Consider the following 14267-nt stretch of genomic DNA (forward strand, 5'->3'; position numbering starts at 1 on the left):
AGGGATATGGAGAAGGATCTTCTAAAGATTTGGTGGCGTTAATACAATACTATACGTTTTATTAACGCCACCAAAAATTGTTCGGTATTGGACAAGAACTAGCTAGACAATTTGTTTATGAGATGTTTTATTGAAGTATAGATTGTGTGATAGTCTTCATCTGTAGGGATTTCATTGATATAAAGGATATTTTCTGCCTTGAACTGGCTGATTAATTCAGGTGTTTTACTGGTGGTGACTACTATTTTAAGATCAGCAATTGAATCAACAAAACCAGCAAGTGAGGTATGAATAGAAATATTTAAATAAGATCTTAGTCCGCCATCTAATGTTTTCTTTATGATATTTTCAATGAAAATACCAAATTCTGTGTTTAAAAGTATAGCTACAGTAGGCTCAAAATAACTTAAATCTTTTAACTGACTGAAAATTAACATATATTGATTTAAAACATAATTATTACTAACAATGTTAGATAAGCCGAATTTTTCTGATAAATGAAAAGCTATAGTGTTCATATTCTTATTTAACATTGGAAATTCTTCGAAATAATGATTATTCTCAGTTCCGCTCCATGAAGGATATAGCAAGATGTTCACATGCGAGGAATAGATACTAGATTCAATATTTTTTTGATCTTCGGGAAAAAGGCTAATATAGTTAGTTGAAAGATAATCGGAAAATTCTGTAGAAATTCTGGAAAGAAAAGTATTGTTCAATTTAGCATGTTTAATAAATTGCCTTCCCAGCATAGTATTCATAAATCTGGGGTAACTAAATAAACGTAAGAAAAAAAATTCTATTTCTACTTTTGAAAGCATAGATTTAAGTTTATCTAAATGAAACTTTGCGCTTATGTAATCAGCCTCGTCTCTTAAGTAATAAGGGATATCTACTTCATAGCCATTTCTATACCTAATGATTTGTATGGATAATGAATACATAGTTTGTTTAATATTAATATTATTGACATTTTTGATATAGGATTCATTTTTTTTTGATTTAATAATGTCAGATATTAAGTCTTCATCTATCTCATCAAACGGCCATACTTCACCATGAAATAATTGCCAAAAGACTTTATTCGCATATAATCGTATGTTTTTTTCATCACCAATCAGATAATTGAATCCTTTATTCGACTTTATTATTAACTTGAATGCCGAAATCTGTTTAGTTATAGTCGTAATAGATCTTCTATAAGTAGCCTCACTAATAAAATTATCTTGAACAAACTTTATTCTATTTACCTTATACCCCAACAATAATCGCAAGAATAGTTTTATACTCCAATTATCAAAAATAAGATTTCTTTTGAATTGTTTGTAATACAAAATATCTGAATATTCTAAATGAAGTGTATTATTTACACTTGTTTTAATAGAAACTTCTTGAGCAGAAGACATCAAATCAAAGTTGATGTCTTTAATGTATTTTGTAACGGTTGTAGAAGATAAATCGAGATGTTGGCTAAGCTCAATGGTAGTACTTCCTTCAGTTGAATGAAGCAAACAATCCATAATATCAATTTTTGTTTTAAGAACACTATCGTAAAGTTCATCTAAGTAATATATAAATAGCCCCCCTTTTTATTTTCACCAACTGATTCTACTATAAAATCAAATACATAACAAACTAGCCACTCAATAAAAAGCAAAATTTATACATTGAAAGATTAGAAGTCTTTAAATCTATACACCGAATTATCATTTTAAGTACAAACTGAAAAATCAATTAAATCCCATTTTAAATCATTCTTTATAAGAATAATCCTTTAATATTTTATAAAAATATCATTTTTTTGGTATTTTATAACAAAAATTGAGCAATTATTGTTATAAAATTATGTGATAATTTGAAAGAGAAAAATAGTGAAACGATGAGATTAGGAGAAGAATAAAAGGTGACTACGCTAGAAGGACATACATATTTCCTATGGAAGTAAAATGCGTTCTGATACTTTGTACAGTGTTTTAGCTATACAAAATATTTCAGTGGAAGGGACTGGAGTGCCGGGATATAATGGGAAATTAACGGTTACTTCTCCTAAAAATAAACATGTTATGAATATTAATTTAGGTGAATATGGGGCTATTGATATTAATAATGGCGGATTTGATTTTAATACTCAATATTCATACTCTAGATTTACACCAATTTCAATGAGAAATGTTTATAGTACCGGTTTTATGAATATAAATATGGATAGTGGATTTATAGAGGGATGGAAGAATACAGGGAATATGGATACTACCGCACCATCCAGTCTATGGCGACCTATTTCTAATATTAGCTTGACTTTAAATCAGTCTACTACGGCTTCGACTATTGCTCGATCAACTATAGATTATGCGGACAACGATCAATTTAAAGCACAGTTCTCATTGCAAAATTACGGAAGAATAAGTAACATGCGCTTTGTTCGATAAATTCAGCTCGAAAACTTTAATAGAAATGCTATTTATTTCACTAGATATCTAAACAATTTTATCATCCTTAAAATAGAGTGGCCTAGTCCACTCTATTTTTTTGTCCAAATAAATTTAAAGATAAAAGAAGGAATTTCATTTTTTTTAGAATACTATTTAATTTTCATCAAACAGGCTAATTGAATCAATGAAGCAAAACGCAATACTAAGAACTTTTTGTTTGGTTCAAAAAAATTAGAATCATCATCTAGCCACTTGCAGTTCGACGACATTTCATGGATAATAAGGAGTTAGGTCTAAAAACGTTTAGATAACTAAGAGTATTGATAAGAGCACATATTAAAGTAGTTTTAAAGTTGGCAGCATCTTTTAATCAATAAACTACAAGAATGGGGAAACAATGAATAATATAAATTTCAACAACTATCTACTAAGTGATGTAATCGTACAAGCAATTTCAGATTTAGGCTATGAAACACCTACACCTGTTCAGCAAGCTGTTATTCCAGCTGTATTGGAAGGAAAAGATGTTCTAGTTCAATCTCAAACAGGTAGTGGGAAGACAGCTAGCTTTGGTATTCCACTGTGTGAAAAAGTCGACTGGGTTGAAAATAAACCTCAAGTTCTTATTTTAGAGCCAACGAGAGAACTAGCCCAGCAAGTGCAAGAAGATTTGATCAACATTGGTCGTTATAAACGAATCAAAGCAACAGCAGTTTATGGAAAAGCTTCTTATGTGAAGCAAAAGTCCGAATTAAAACAGAAAAGTCATATGGTAGTTGGAACACCAGGACGAGTCCTTGACCATATTAAAAAGGGAAGCCTTCCACTTGGAAAAATCAATTGTTTAGTTATTGATGAAGCAGATGAAATGTTGAATATGGGGTTTATTGATCAGGTAAAAGACATTATCAAAGCATTGCCGGAAAGTAAAAAGACGCTATTGTTTTCTGCAACAATGCCGCAGACAATCGAAAAATTGAGTAGTGCTTATTTACATGACCCAACGGTTGTTAAAATTGCAGCAACGGAAAAAACAACGCCTAAAATTCAACACGCATATTTATCTGTAACGGAAGAAAATAAGTTAGCTGCGTTAGAAGCGGTCACAATCGTTGAGAATCCAGATACATGTATTATTTTTGCCAACACACAAGAGAAAGTCAATGATACGTATGACTTCTTGGTGAAGGCTGGTTATCCAGTAGGAAAATTACATGGGGGAATGATGCAAGAAGATCGTTTTGATGTGATGGATGCTTTTAGAAAAGCAAAATTTCGTTATCTTGTCGCAACAGATGTAGCAGCAAGGGGAATAGATATTGAAAATATCACACATGTCATCAATTTAGATGTTCCATTTGAAAAAGAAAGCTATATCCACCGTGTCGGTCGAACAGGTCGTGCCGGTAAAGAAGGGTTTGCTTTGTCCTTTGTGACGTCAAAAGATGAACCGTTAATCAAAGAAATAGAATCTTTTGGTGAATTGATAATGAACCGAATCACATTACCAAACGCCAAATTAGTTGCAAGAAGTAAAGCGGTTTTTGAAATGAAAATAACCACAAAACAGAAGCCAAGATATCAAAAAGCTAAACGGGTAAATGAAGAAATCACCAAAGTTTATTTTAATGGCGGAAAGAAAAAGAAATTACGAGCACTTGATTTTGTTGGAACTATTTCAAAAATAGAAGGCGTTAATTCAGAAGATATTGGAATCATTACGATTCAAGAGAATGTGACCTACATCGATATTTTAAACGGAAAAGGTCAACTTGTGATTCAAGCGATGAAAAACCGAACAATCAAAGGCAAACAATTAAAAGTACATGTTGCAAGAAAAAAGTAATCTGATATCATTTCACTTTTTTTCTTGAGTAATAGTTTGAACAGCAATTGACTAAACCAATATTCACGAAATGTGTCATTAAATTTTCGTGAGTATTGGTCTATTTTTGATTCAATAGTTAAAAAAATCATCATTGTTTTAGACTCTAATTTTTGTTTAAGAAACTATTTTGATGCATTAATTGCAGTAAAAAAGAGGTAAAATAGAAAAGAACGATGAATCGATTTTCTACCTATGTTTAAGTAGTAATATAGAAATCTTATTGGAGATAAACTTGAATGAAAAAATTTAAAGACATGATCAATAAATATAATCTAACAACAACTAAAAATCGAAAACGAGTAGGGATTATTGTTTTAATCTTGACAATCCTGCTTTTTTTACTGTTTACGTTTCGGTTTTCTTATATTCTGATTACTGGAAAAGTTGCTGGGACGAATCTTTCTGAAAAAACAAAGGAACTCTATGAAGTTCATGAGACACTCGAAGCAAAGCGTGGGTCGATTTTTGATAAGGATGGCAATGTGCTCGTTGAGGATTCCAGTGCCTTTTCACTTTATGCCATTTTGGATAAAAATTATACTGATTTAGAAGGCAAAAAATTATATGTTCAAGAAAAAGATTGGTCAGCGATTGCGGACATTTTTGAGAAGTATGTAAAAATCGATAAAAGCATAACATTAAAGCAATTAAAACCTAGCGTAAATGAAGAAGGCGAACCTGTTACGACCGTTGAGTTCGGGACTAATGGCAAAAATCTAGATTTTGAAACAAAAAGAATGATTCAAGAAGAGTTAGATAGACAAAAGATTTCAGGTATTTATTTTAGAGAAGAGAAAAAACGTGCATACCAAGTGGGAAATTTTGCTTCCTATTTTATTGGCTATGCGCAAGAAGATGATAAGGGCAATGAGCAAGGCGTTATGGGGATTGAAGAAGCATATAATGATAAGTTGTCAGGTCAAAATGGTTCTAGGAGCTATGAAAAAAACTCTGCATTAGGCGATGTCAAGCCTGGCAGTGTAAAAGAGAAAAAGCGTGTTAATGGAAGTGATGTTTACACAACATTAGATAGTAATCTGCAGTTTTATCTGGAAGAATTACTAGATGAAGCTGCTCAAAAATATCAACCTGAACACATTACTGCAACTTTAATGGACGCTAAAACAGGAAATATTTTAGCAACATCTCAACGACCAACATTTGCACTAGATACTAAAAAAGGATTAGATGATCCTAATACTGCTCGATGGAGTAATATTTTAGTCGAAGATATCTATGAACCAGGTTCAACAATGAAAAGTATGATGGTAGCCGCTGCTTTGGAAGAAAATAAATTTAATGAAAATGAGCAATTCGTCTCAGGAAGTATCAAAGTGGATGATACAAAGATCAGTGATTGGAATAATGGTGTTGGTGAGGGGAATATGACCTTTAGACAAGGGTTGGCGTGGTCCAGTAATGTAGGAATGGTAAACCTTCAAGAACGAATGCCTGATCTATGGCAAGAATACCTTAAAAAATTTGGATTTGGGCAAACCACTAACTTTGGATTAGCTGGTGAAGCTATGGGAGAAATTCAAAATAAGACTACGGTAGATAGAGCCATGACATCCTATGGTCAAGGGATTTCTGTCACCAATTTACAGATGTTACAAGCTTATACTGCTATAGCGAATGATGGAAAAATGCTGAAACCTAATATTATCAGTAAAATTGTGTCAGAAAATGGCAAAGAAACAATGATCGAACCTGAAATTGTAGGCACACCAATTTCTAGTGAAACGGCTAGGAAGGTCTTAGACTATATGAAAGATGTTACAGTAGATCCTAAATATGGTATGGGAAAAGAGTATGCTATTGAAGGGTTGAATGTTTCGGCTAAAACAGGAACCGCAGAATTTTTTGAAAATGGTGCGTATCAAAAGCAAGAATATTTGCATTCTGTAGTGACAATCACACCAACTGAAAATCCTAAATATATTTTTTATATGACTCTGAAACGCCCTGTATTAGATGGCGTTTCAGCAAATAAGATCATTTCTGACGTATCCAATAAATTAGTAGAACGGGCAATGGTTGCTCGCGATGAATAAAATAGTTCCTTCAAAATAAGAGGGCATGTACAAAAATTGTATTTTAAATTTTTGTACATGCCCTCTTATTTTTTCAAAGCTAGATGTTTTTATTTCGATCTTTTAATGTTTCTATTAAATTTTCATCAGGTGTAACATAGATTGTTTTTTGATTTTCGTATATAACATAACCTGGTTTTGCACCATTTGGTTTATGAACGTGTTTAACTTGGACATAGTCTACAGGAACTTGAGCCGATAGGCGGTATTTAGAATAATAAGCAGCAAGATTTGCCGCTTCTATCAATGTTTCCTCTGATGGATCTGTGTCTTTAATGATAACATGAGAACCTGGAATATCTTTTGCGTGCAGCCAAATATCTGTTTTTTTAGCTGTTTTTAGCGTAAGCTGATCATTTTGGAGGTTGTTACGGCCAACAAGGATCAGGTTGCCATCGCTTGAATAAAATTCTTCTGGTTTACTTTTCTTTGGCTGTTTTTGTTTTTTTGCACCGCGTTTTTTTACATATCCTTGTTCAATCAATTCTTCTCGAATCATCTCGATATCCATCGGACCTGCAATTTCCAGTTGTGATAGGACGGACTCTAAATAGCTGATCTCTTGTGTTGCTTGCTCGATTTGTCCATGAACGACTTTCACTGCATTTTTAAGTTTTTGATATTTTTGGAAATATTTTTGAGCATTTTGGTTCGGCGTGAGTGCTGGATTTAACTTGATCTTTAATAAATGATCTTCTTCATAGTAATTCGGTAATTCAACTGATTCAGCCCCTTTTGGTACTTGAGTCATAAAGGTTGTTAAGAGTTCGCCATCTCGGCGATAATTCTCAGCATGTTCTGTGTCGGCTAATGTTTGCTGAAGTTTTACGACTTTACTTTGATTCCGCTTTAGCTCATTTTCGATTTTATGGATTAATTCGCCGCCTTGTTGCTTGACCCGATCTTTTTCGGCTTTGCCACCATAAAAGACATCAAGCAATTCACTTAATGTGTCGAAACGTTCTTGTTTTCCATTTAAAGATAGAAATGGAAGTGGGGTAAAGAATTCTTTTTTCTCCGTTATCGTTAAAGTTGGAGCAGTATCTGATACAAGTGAAGACCAAAACGACTGCCATACTAGCATTTTTTCATTGGGCCGTTCATTTAAACGAAAAGCTAACTCATCAGCTGTATCTTTACCTAAGCCTTGAAATTGACTTTGTAAATACTTTCCATTAAGCTCACTTGTTGTTGAAAGTAGCTCAAAAACTTTTTCCTTTGTTGCTAAAAATGGGTTTTGTTGGTTTTGTTTAGGTGGATCAATGTATTCAACACCTGGAAGTAAAGAGCGGTAGCTGTTTTGAGAACTACCAATATGTTTGATCGCATCCAAAATCTTCCCGTTTTCTTTGTTCATTAAGACAATTGTGCTGTGTCTGCCCATTAATTCAACTATTAATACAATATTTTGCAAGTCGCCTAATTCATCTCTTTTGCTAAACGTAAAGTGAATCACGCGATCATTATCGATCTGATGAATCTCTTCTAAAATAGCACCTTCTAAAAATTTGCGAAGCATCATGACAAAATTTGGTGGTGTATCAGGATTAGCATAAGCGATTTCAGTCAGCTGAACACGAGCATAACTAGGGTGCGCTGATAAAAGTAATTTATGATTTTTTCCTTTGGTACGGATAACGAGAACAATTTCATTTTCATAAGGCTGGTGAATTTTTGAAATTCGACCTGTAACTAATGCCTCAGATAATTCCGAGACGATTCCATGAGTAAATACGCCATCAAATGACATAAACATCCCTCAATTCTATATACATAATAGTACTATTATAACGGAGTTCTTTTTAATTATAAAGGAAGTGGAAAATAAAAGTTCGAGAATGAGAGATTGTTTCATCTGATTTGTAAATGACTGCGCTTTCTTGTTTTTTCTAGTATAATAAAAGAGGGAAACATTATAGGGGGGATATTATGGTAAAAAGATTGATCAGTGCAAGTTACAGTGAAGTCGCAAAAATGACAGCAGAGGAATTGAAACAGTCAATCAAAGCGAGTGAAGGGCGCACAATTCTTTCTGAAAACGTCGTCGTTGCATCACCACAAGCAGGGGATATTAGTAATGCAGAGGTTGCAGCGGCATTTGGAGCAGATTTGATTTTATTGAATGCCTTTGATTGCTTTAATCCAATCGTACAAGGAATTCCAGGTATGTCCTTAGAAGAAGTTATGGGGTACTGGCAAAATCCAGAAACAAACAAAATCAATCCAATTCCGATTTTAAAAGAATTAGTTGGACGACCGATTGGAGTAAATTTAGAACCTGTTGATGATTCATCAGCTATGTTTAGTGAAAAACTAACGATCAGTAATGGTCGCACAAGTTCAAAGGAAACGATTCAAAAAGCTGAAAAAATGGGTATCGATTTTATTTGTTTGACTGGTAACCCGGGAACTGGTGTAACAAATGCTGAGATTGCTAAAGCAGTTAAGGTGGCAAAAGAGAATTTTTCAGGTCTGGTGATTGCAGGCAAAATGCATAGTGCCGGATCGGACGAACCGGTTGTTTCGACAGAAGCAGTTGAAGCTTATGCAAAAGCTGGAGCAGATATTCTATTATTACCAGCGGTTGGAACGATTCAAGGATTTGCAGAAGAAGAGATGAAAGCAGCGGTTGCTATTGCTAAAAAATATGATTTACTAACAATGTCAGCAATTGGAACGAGTCAAGAGAGTGCTGATAAAGAGACGATTCGCCAAATTGCCTTAACCAATAAAATCTGTGGAGTAGATATACAACATATTGGGGATGCAGGCTATGGTGGTCTTGCACCAGTAGAAAATATTTATGAAATGTCTGTAACGATTCGTGGTATGCGTCATACGATCAATCGGATGGCTCGCTCGGTCAATAGATAAAATGAAAAGAGGGTGTGAAACAAAAGTAAAAAAACTTTTGTTTCACACCCTAAATACAAATAAACGGCGGGAGCAAACGGTCCTCCATACTTCGAGGTGCGGAGTGAAACGAGAACTGTAGATGCTGAAGCAACCATTAGGCTTCTTATTTTTCGAGGTAAACACTTCTCACTAGCCTTTTTATTATGCGTCTTGCCAAACTTGTTTTGCGGTCTCGACGACTAATCTTACTTTCGCCCATTGTTCATCTTCTGTTAGATGATTGCCTTCTTCTGTAGAAGCAAAACCACATTGAGGTGAAAGACAGAGATTTTCTAATGGGATATAAGCTGACGCTTCATTGATTCGTTTACTTAAACTTTCTTTTGATTCTAGTTCAGGAAATTTAGAAGTAACGAGTCCTAACACTACTTTTTTTGCGGGATCATTTTTATAGATTTGTGCCAACGGCTCAAATCCACCCGAACGATTATCGTCATATTCTAAGAAATAACCATCAATCGTCAACTGCGCTAAATACGGCGCAACATGATCATAGGGACCAGCAATTGCCCAGTCTGATTTATAATTACCGCGACAAACATGCATCGTAATTGTGAGATCTTTTGGTAAGTCTTGGAGCAACTGATTGACGACTGCAACACCTGCAACACATTGTTGCTGCCAGTGTTTGATTTCATCGTCAGTCTTAGCATTTTCAATAAAGCCGGTATACATGCCCCAAGAAGTATCATCTAACTGTAGGTAACGACAACCTAAATCATAGAACTTTAAAATCGTTTGGTGATAGGCTTTGGCTAAATCATCAATAAAAACATTTTCATCTGTATAACTTGCATAGGTGAATGTATCACTTTTACGATTAAAAAGTAATGTCGGTGAAGGAATTGTAGCCTTAGCAAGAATTCCTTCTGGTGTATGTTCATTTAAAAAGGTAAAAGCTTCAAAAAAAGGATGTTCTGGGTTAAATGTTACTTTATCTGTAATTTGGTAAGAGGCAGCTCTTGTTTCTACTTGGTTAAATTGATACCCATGTTCAGGTGTAGTTTGTTCAACACCATTTAACCCCCATAGAAAATCTAAATGCCACCAACTACGACGGAATTCTCCATCTGTAACAGCTTTTAAACCATTTTTAACTTGTTGATCGATCAACTCAATAATGGCTTGATCTTCGATAGCTTTTAATTCTTGTGCAGAAATTGTCTGATTTGAAAAATTTTCGCGAGCCTTTTTTAAGGCATCAGGGCGTAAAAAACTGCCGACCTGATCGAAACGAAAGGGGATTTCTTTAATAGTTGTCATCGTGTTGCCTCCTTTTATTTTATGCATCTTGCCAAATGGTTTCAGCAATATTTTTAACAAGTTCGATTTTTTTCCATTGATCTTCTTCAGTTAAATGGTTTCCTTCGTGCGTAGAAGCAAAGCCACATTGTGGCGATAGGCAAATTTGATCTAGCGGCACATATTTACTAGCTTCGTTGATTCGTTCACCGATTGTAGTAGGGTCTTCCAACTCGCCATTTTTTGTTGTGATCAAGCCTAAAACGATTCGTTGCTCTTTTAGTTCTTTAAGCGGTTCAAAACCGCCCGAACGTTCATCGTCGTATTCTAAGAAAAAGCCATCAAAAGCTTTAATAGAAAAAAGGTTTTTTGCAATTTTTTCGTAAGAACCGTTATAAAGCCAATGAGATTGGAAATTTCCTTTACAAAAATGGAAAGTGACCGCAAGATCTGCTGGTTTATTCGCTAAGGATTTCTCAGTGACTTCTTGGAAATCATTTAGTAGCTGATCCGCATCCAAGCCATTCTTTTTAATTAGATCCCGGAACCGTTCGTCAAACAATCCGCCCCAACTGGTGTCGTCTAATTGCAAGTAGCGACAGCCAGCATCATAAAAGGCTTGGATTGCCTCTTGATAAGTCTTGATCAAATCTTGTTTGAACGTTTCTAAAGAAGTATAGATAGGGTTCTCGTTATATTGTTTTGATAAAATCAGAGAATCTAGGAAAATCATGTTAGGCCCAGGAATTGTTTGTTTAGCTAATGCTGGCGCTGCATGTTTTTGTGTAAAGCGGAAATGGTCAAGAAAAGGATGAGTGGGTGAAAAAGACAATGGTCCACTAACATATGTTCCTTGAGCATCAGTTGTTATGCCAAAAGCCGTGGTTTGAAAATCATAAACAGTAATCCCATTTAAACCTGCAATAAAATCTAAATGCCACCAACGTCGCCGGAATTCACCATCCGTTACAGCATGAAGTCCGACTGCTTTTTGTTTTTCAATCAACTCGATAATGGTTTGATCTTCTACTTCAATTAAAGCATCTTTGGAAATCGAACCATCAGCAAATGCAGCTCGTGCATTCTTTAAGGATTCAGGTCGCAGAAAGCTTCCAACGATATCGTAGCGATAAGGGATTTTTTGGTTGTTATTAGACATAATTGTTCCTCCATTTTTTAGTCAGATTTAATAAAAAAGTACAAAAAAAGCCCAATACTTTTTTGCAAAAGTAAAGGACGACTGAGCGTGTTACCACCTTTAATTCAAAAATCTCTTACAAGATTTTCCTCTGTAGGTACAGATCATGCATCTATACCTTGACGCTGTAATGGGCGTTCCCAATATTGGCTGTGCAGTGTTGACCAATATTCACTAAAAGACCATCTTCCTATTTTTTCAAATTATCTCTTTTCAGCTACCGAGACTCTCTCATCAATTTTCTAAAAACAGTACTCTTCTTTTCATCGTTTTTTAATTTATTCATCATTAATGAAAGTATAGGCTAGAGAATAATGTTTGTCAACAACGGATTCTTGTTTTTTATAATTCTTGTTTTTTTGATATTTATATAAATTTATAATGAAAATATTGATCTGTTTTATTAAATAGTTTAGAGTCTTTATTTGTTATACTAGGCAAAGGAATAAACTACTAGTATAATAAAAGCATAAGTTGTAGAGGAGAGAACACATGAAGAAAAATTTTATTGATGTTAAAGATGATTTTATTGCTCTCATAAATAGACAAAAAAAATTAGCTGCAATCATTTTAGCTGTAATCATTTTAGCAATTATAAGTTTAGTTGTAGCAGTTCCAAGAATGCAGGCTCATATTCGCGCATCAGAAATTAAATCCCTTGTTAGTGAAGATAAGCTAGCGAAAAAAGCCAGCTATTTAGATAGTCAAACAGCTGATCAGGATATCAGTGATAAAACGGCGATGACGGTTTTGTTTTCAACACCAAGCGGAAAGACCTATACTCAAATCATTGATGTCTTGAAGGACAGTAAACAAATGAAAGATTTCAATCATAGTATCTATATTTATCCAATCGTTTATGATGCAGAGAAAATCGAAAAAAAATATAATATTAAAAAAGATGACGTAACAATTATTTTCTTTGAAAACGGCAAGGAAAAAAATAGAATTCCAGTTGATAAAAATCTAGACATCAAAACAATGCTTATTCCGTCTTTAAATCAGTTGCCATTATCTAGTGTTGGATAAAGTGTTCAACCACCAGCAACAGCAACAAAGACGTCAAATTCTGAAACCCCAGCAACAACTCAAGCAACCATAGACGAGCAAGGTGTTGGTCAATCTTCAGAAGCCGATTCAGTAGCGCAATAACTCAAATAGTAGAAAGAAGGACTTGATATGAAAGAATTAATTCTATTCATTTTAGTGGGACTTTTTATAGTAACACCTAGATTACAGCGTGTACCTGTAAGACGTGATCAACGTGACAACTTTTAAGTGGCGGACTTTGGCGACTGATTTATTACGAAAGAGGACTCAGCCTAAAAATGAGTCCTCTTTCAAACATAATCAATCAAAAAAAGTGCAAGTAAACAAAGAGATTCGCTTGATCCCTTTTGATCAGTTTCGCCAGGAGTCTTTAAAATGGTATCAAGATCCTGAAAGTATGTACAATATAGTTGGATCAAAAATTGCCTATACAAAAAAACAAATTCAACAAATGTATGAATGGCAAAATGAACATGGCTTACTCTATTATATAGAATACAATAATGGGGAGCACCTGCAAATAATAGGGGATGTTTGGTTAGCACATGATGACTATGCGATCGTGATCGATCAAGCCTTTCGCAATCGTCATATTGGCCGAAGGGTTACGAAATACTTTATTTATAAAGCAAAAAAACTGGGGAGAAACTATATTACTGTGAGTGAAATCTTTAATTGGAATAAAGCCTCTCAGAAAATGTTTACTAGTCTAAACTTTTATCCTTTTAAAGAAAATAAAGATAGTTGGAGTTATCGTAGACGACTAAAAACAGACACGATAGAAAAAGAGATTTCAAAATAATCGTTCTTTTAAACATTTTTAGACTTGACGAACAAATTCTTTATAGTGTAAACTGACTTTATTACAAAACTATAGGAGTGATTACATGAACCAACTGTCAAAACCAATCAACCAATTGAATAATTCATGGCAAAACTGGCGTAGATAGTTGTATGTATGAGACTCTCATAGATACAACTTTAGAAGACAAATTCTAAATTTTGTATCTATGTCGGTGTATTCAAGATGAATTTTTGACCGCATAGATGTTAGTCTATGCGGTTTTTGTTGAAAAACAATGACTGCTCCTTTTTAGGATTTGTCGTTGTTTTTTTGTTTGAATTTGTTTAGGCGAAGAGAATAGAGGATAGAGGCGGAATGGTTTTTTATCTATGTGGGCTAGTCTTTCAGGAAAAAGATAAATTATGAATGAGGCAAAAAGCACCTCAGTCCTAATTTCCTATTTTCCTGTCAGAACTGGACGAGCCTGCTATGTTTTAAATTTATCTAGCTGTACAAATCACTCCTTAGGAAAATAGATAAATCGTCAGTGAAACAAAGAACGTTTCAATGCCAATTTCCTAATTTTCTACAGGATTAACCGATTTGTTCCGCTTTTACTTTGAAACACAGTGAATGAAATGAACTGATGTTGAAAAGTACAAGG

The 14267-nt window shown here is 34.2% G+C and carries 10 protein-coding genes; 6 read left to right on the top strand and 4 right to left on the bottom strand.

What is annotated here, in order from left to right:
* Positions 1-98 precede the first annotated feature (98 nt).
* Positions 99-1520, bottom strand: a complete 1422-nt coding sequence (locus tag ATZ35_RS12605) for a helix-turn-helix domain-containing protein (RefSeq protein ID WP_208927541.1) — start codon at positions 1518-1520, stop codon at positions 99-101.
* Positions 1521-1946: 426 nt separating this feature from the next.
* Between ATZ35_RS12605 and ATZ35_RS12610 the strand changes: the two genes are divergently transcribed.
* The 3 genes from ATZ35_RS12610 (at position 1947) to ATZ35_RS12620 (ending at position 6374) form a co-directional block, all read left to right on the top strand.
* On the top strand, positions 1947-2429 hold the full coding sequence (locus tag ATZ35_RS12610) for a hypothetical protein (RefSeq protein WP_208927542.1): 483 nt from the start codon (positions 1947-1949) through the stop codon (positions 2427-2429).
* 400 nt (positions 2430-2829) lie between these two features.
* Positions 2830-4278 (top strand): DEAD/DEAH box helicase, encoded by a 1449-nt coding sequence (locus ATZ35_RS12615; RefSeq protein ID WP_208927543.1) that lies wholly within the window; start codon positions 2830-2832, stop codon positions 4276-4278.
* A gap of 278 nt (positions 4279-4556) precedes the next feature.
* A complete protein-coding gene (locus tag ATZ35_RS12620; protein WP_208927544.1) occupies positions 4557-6374 on the top strand; it encodes a penicillin-binding transpeptidase domain-containing protein in 1818 nt (605 codons plus the stop codon).
* A 79-nt stretch (positions 6375-6453) separates the two neighbouring features.
* Here ATZ35_RS12620 and efbA read toward each other — a convergent pair whose 3' ends face one another.
* Positions 6454-8163, bottom strand: a complete 1710-nt coding sequence (gene efbA, locus ATZ35_RS12625; protein WP_208927545.1) for a fibronectin-binding protein EfbA — start codon at positions 8161-8163, stop codon at positions 6454-6456.
* Between the two features lie 179 nt (positions 8164-8342).
* Here efbA and ATZ35_RS12630 point away from each other — a divergent pair, with 179 nt between their 5' ends.
* Positions 8343-9287, top strand: a complete 945-nt coding sequence (locus ATZ35_RS12630) for a DUF7916 family protein (protein ID WP_208927546.1) — start codon at positions 8343-8345, stop codon at positions 9285-9287.
* Positions 9288-9470: 183 nt separating this feature from the next.
* On the opposite strand, the gene ATZ35_RS12635 is transcribed toward ATZ35_RS12630, so the two are convergent.
* Together ATZ35_RS12635 and ATZ35_RS12640 are read right to left on the bottom strand one after the other, a co-directional pair.
* Positions 9471-10592, bottom strand: coding sequence for a 5-methyltetrahydropteroyltriglutamate--homocysteine S-methyltransferase (locus tag ATZ35_RS12635; RefSeq protein ID WP_208927547.1), 1122 nt, complete (start codon positions 10590-10592; stop codon positions 9471-9473).
* A 19-nt stretch (positions 10593-10611) separates the two neighbouring features.
* Entirely contained in the window at positions 10612-11730 is a 1119-nt protein-coding gene (locus ATZ35_RS12640; protein ID WP_208927548.1) for a 5-methyltetrahydropteroyltriglutamate--homocysteine S-methyltransferase, read from the bottom strand.
* 531 nt (positions 11731-12261) lie between these two features.
* Here ATZ35_RS12640 and ATZ35_RS12645 point away from each other — a divergent pair.
* Both ATZ35_RS12645 and ATZ35_RS12650 read left to right on the top strand, forming a co-directional pair.
* The gene (locus ATZ35_RS12645) at positions 12262-12798 is read left to right on the top strand and encodes a hypothetical protein (RefSeq protein WP_244148165.1); all 537 of its coding nucleotides are present in this window, start codon (positions 12262-12264) and stop codon (positions 12796-12798) included.
* A gap of 235 nt (positions 12799-13033) precedes the next feature.
* On the top strand, positions 13034-13621 hold the full coding sequence (locus ATZ35_RS12650) for a GNAT family N-acetyltransferase (protein WP_208927549.1): 588 nt from the start codon (positions 13034-13036) through the stop codon (positions 13619-13621).
* Positions 13622-14267: the final 646 nt, after the last annotated feature.

It is taken from the genome of Enterococcus rotai, assembly GCF_001465345.1.
GTDB classification, from domain to species: domain Bacteria; phylum Bacillota; class Bacilli; order Lactobacillales; family Enterococcaceae; genus Enterococcus_L; species Enterococcus_L rotai.

What these genes read in the sequence shown, in the direction of transcription:
- ATZ35_RS12630 (WP_208927546.1), top strand. Translation starts at nt 8,343, where the DNA reads ATGGTAAAAAGATTGATCAGTGCAAGTTACAGTGAAGTCGCAAAAATG.
- ATZ35_RS12635 (WP_208927547.1), bottom strand. Translation starts at nt 10,592, where the DNA reads ATGACAACTATTAAAGAAATCCCCTTTCGTTTCGATCAGGTCGGCAGT.
- ATZ35_RS12610 (WP_208927542.1), top strand. Translation starts at nt 1,947, where the DNA reads ATGCGTTCTGATACTTTGTACAGTGTTTTAGCTATACAAAATATTTCA.
- ATZ35_RS12605 (WP_208927541.1), bottom strand. Translation starts at nt 1,520, where the DNA reads ATGGATTGTTTGCTTCATTCAACTGAAGGAAGTACTACCATTGAGCTT.
- ATZ35_RS12640 (WP_208927548.1), bottom strand. Translation starts at nt 11,730, where the DNA reads ATGTCTAATAACAACCAAAAAATCCCTTATCGCTACGATATCGTTGGA.
- ATZ35_RS12615 (WP_208927543.1), top strand. Translation starts at nt 2,830, where the DNA reads ATGAATAATATAAATTTCAACAACTATCTACTAAGTGATGTAATCGTA.
- ATZ35_RS12620 (WP_208927544.1), top strand. Translation starts at nt 4,557, where the DNA reads ATGAAAAAATTTAAAGACATGATCAATAAATATAATCTAACAACAACT.
- efbA (WP_208927545.1), bottom strand. Translation starts at nt 8,163, where the DNA reads ATGTCATTTGATGGCGTATTTACTCATGGAATCGTCTCGGAATTATCT.
- ATZ35_RS12645 (WP_244148165.1), top strand. Translation starts at nt 12,262, where the DNA reads ATGAAGAAAAATTTTATTGATGTTAAAGATGATTTTATTGCTCTCATA.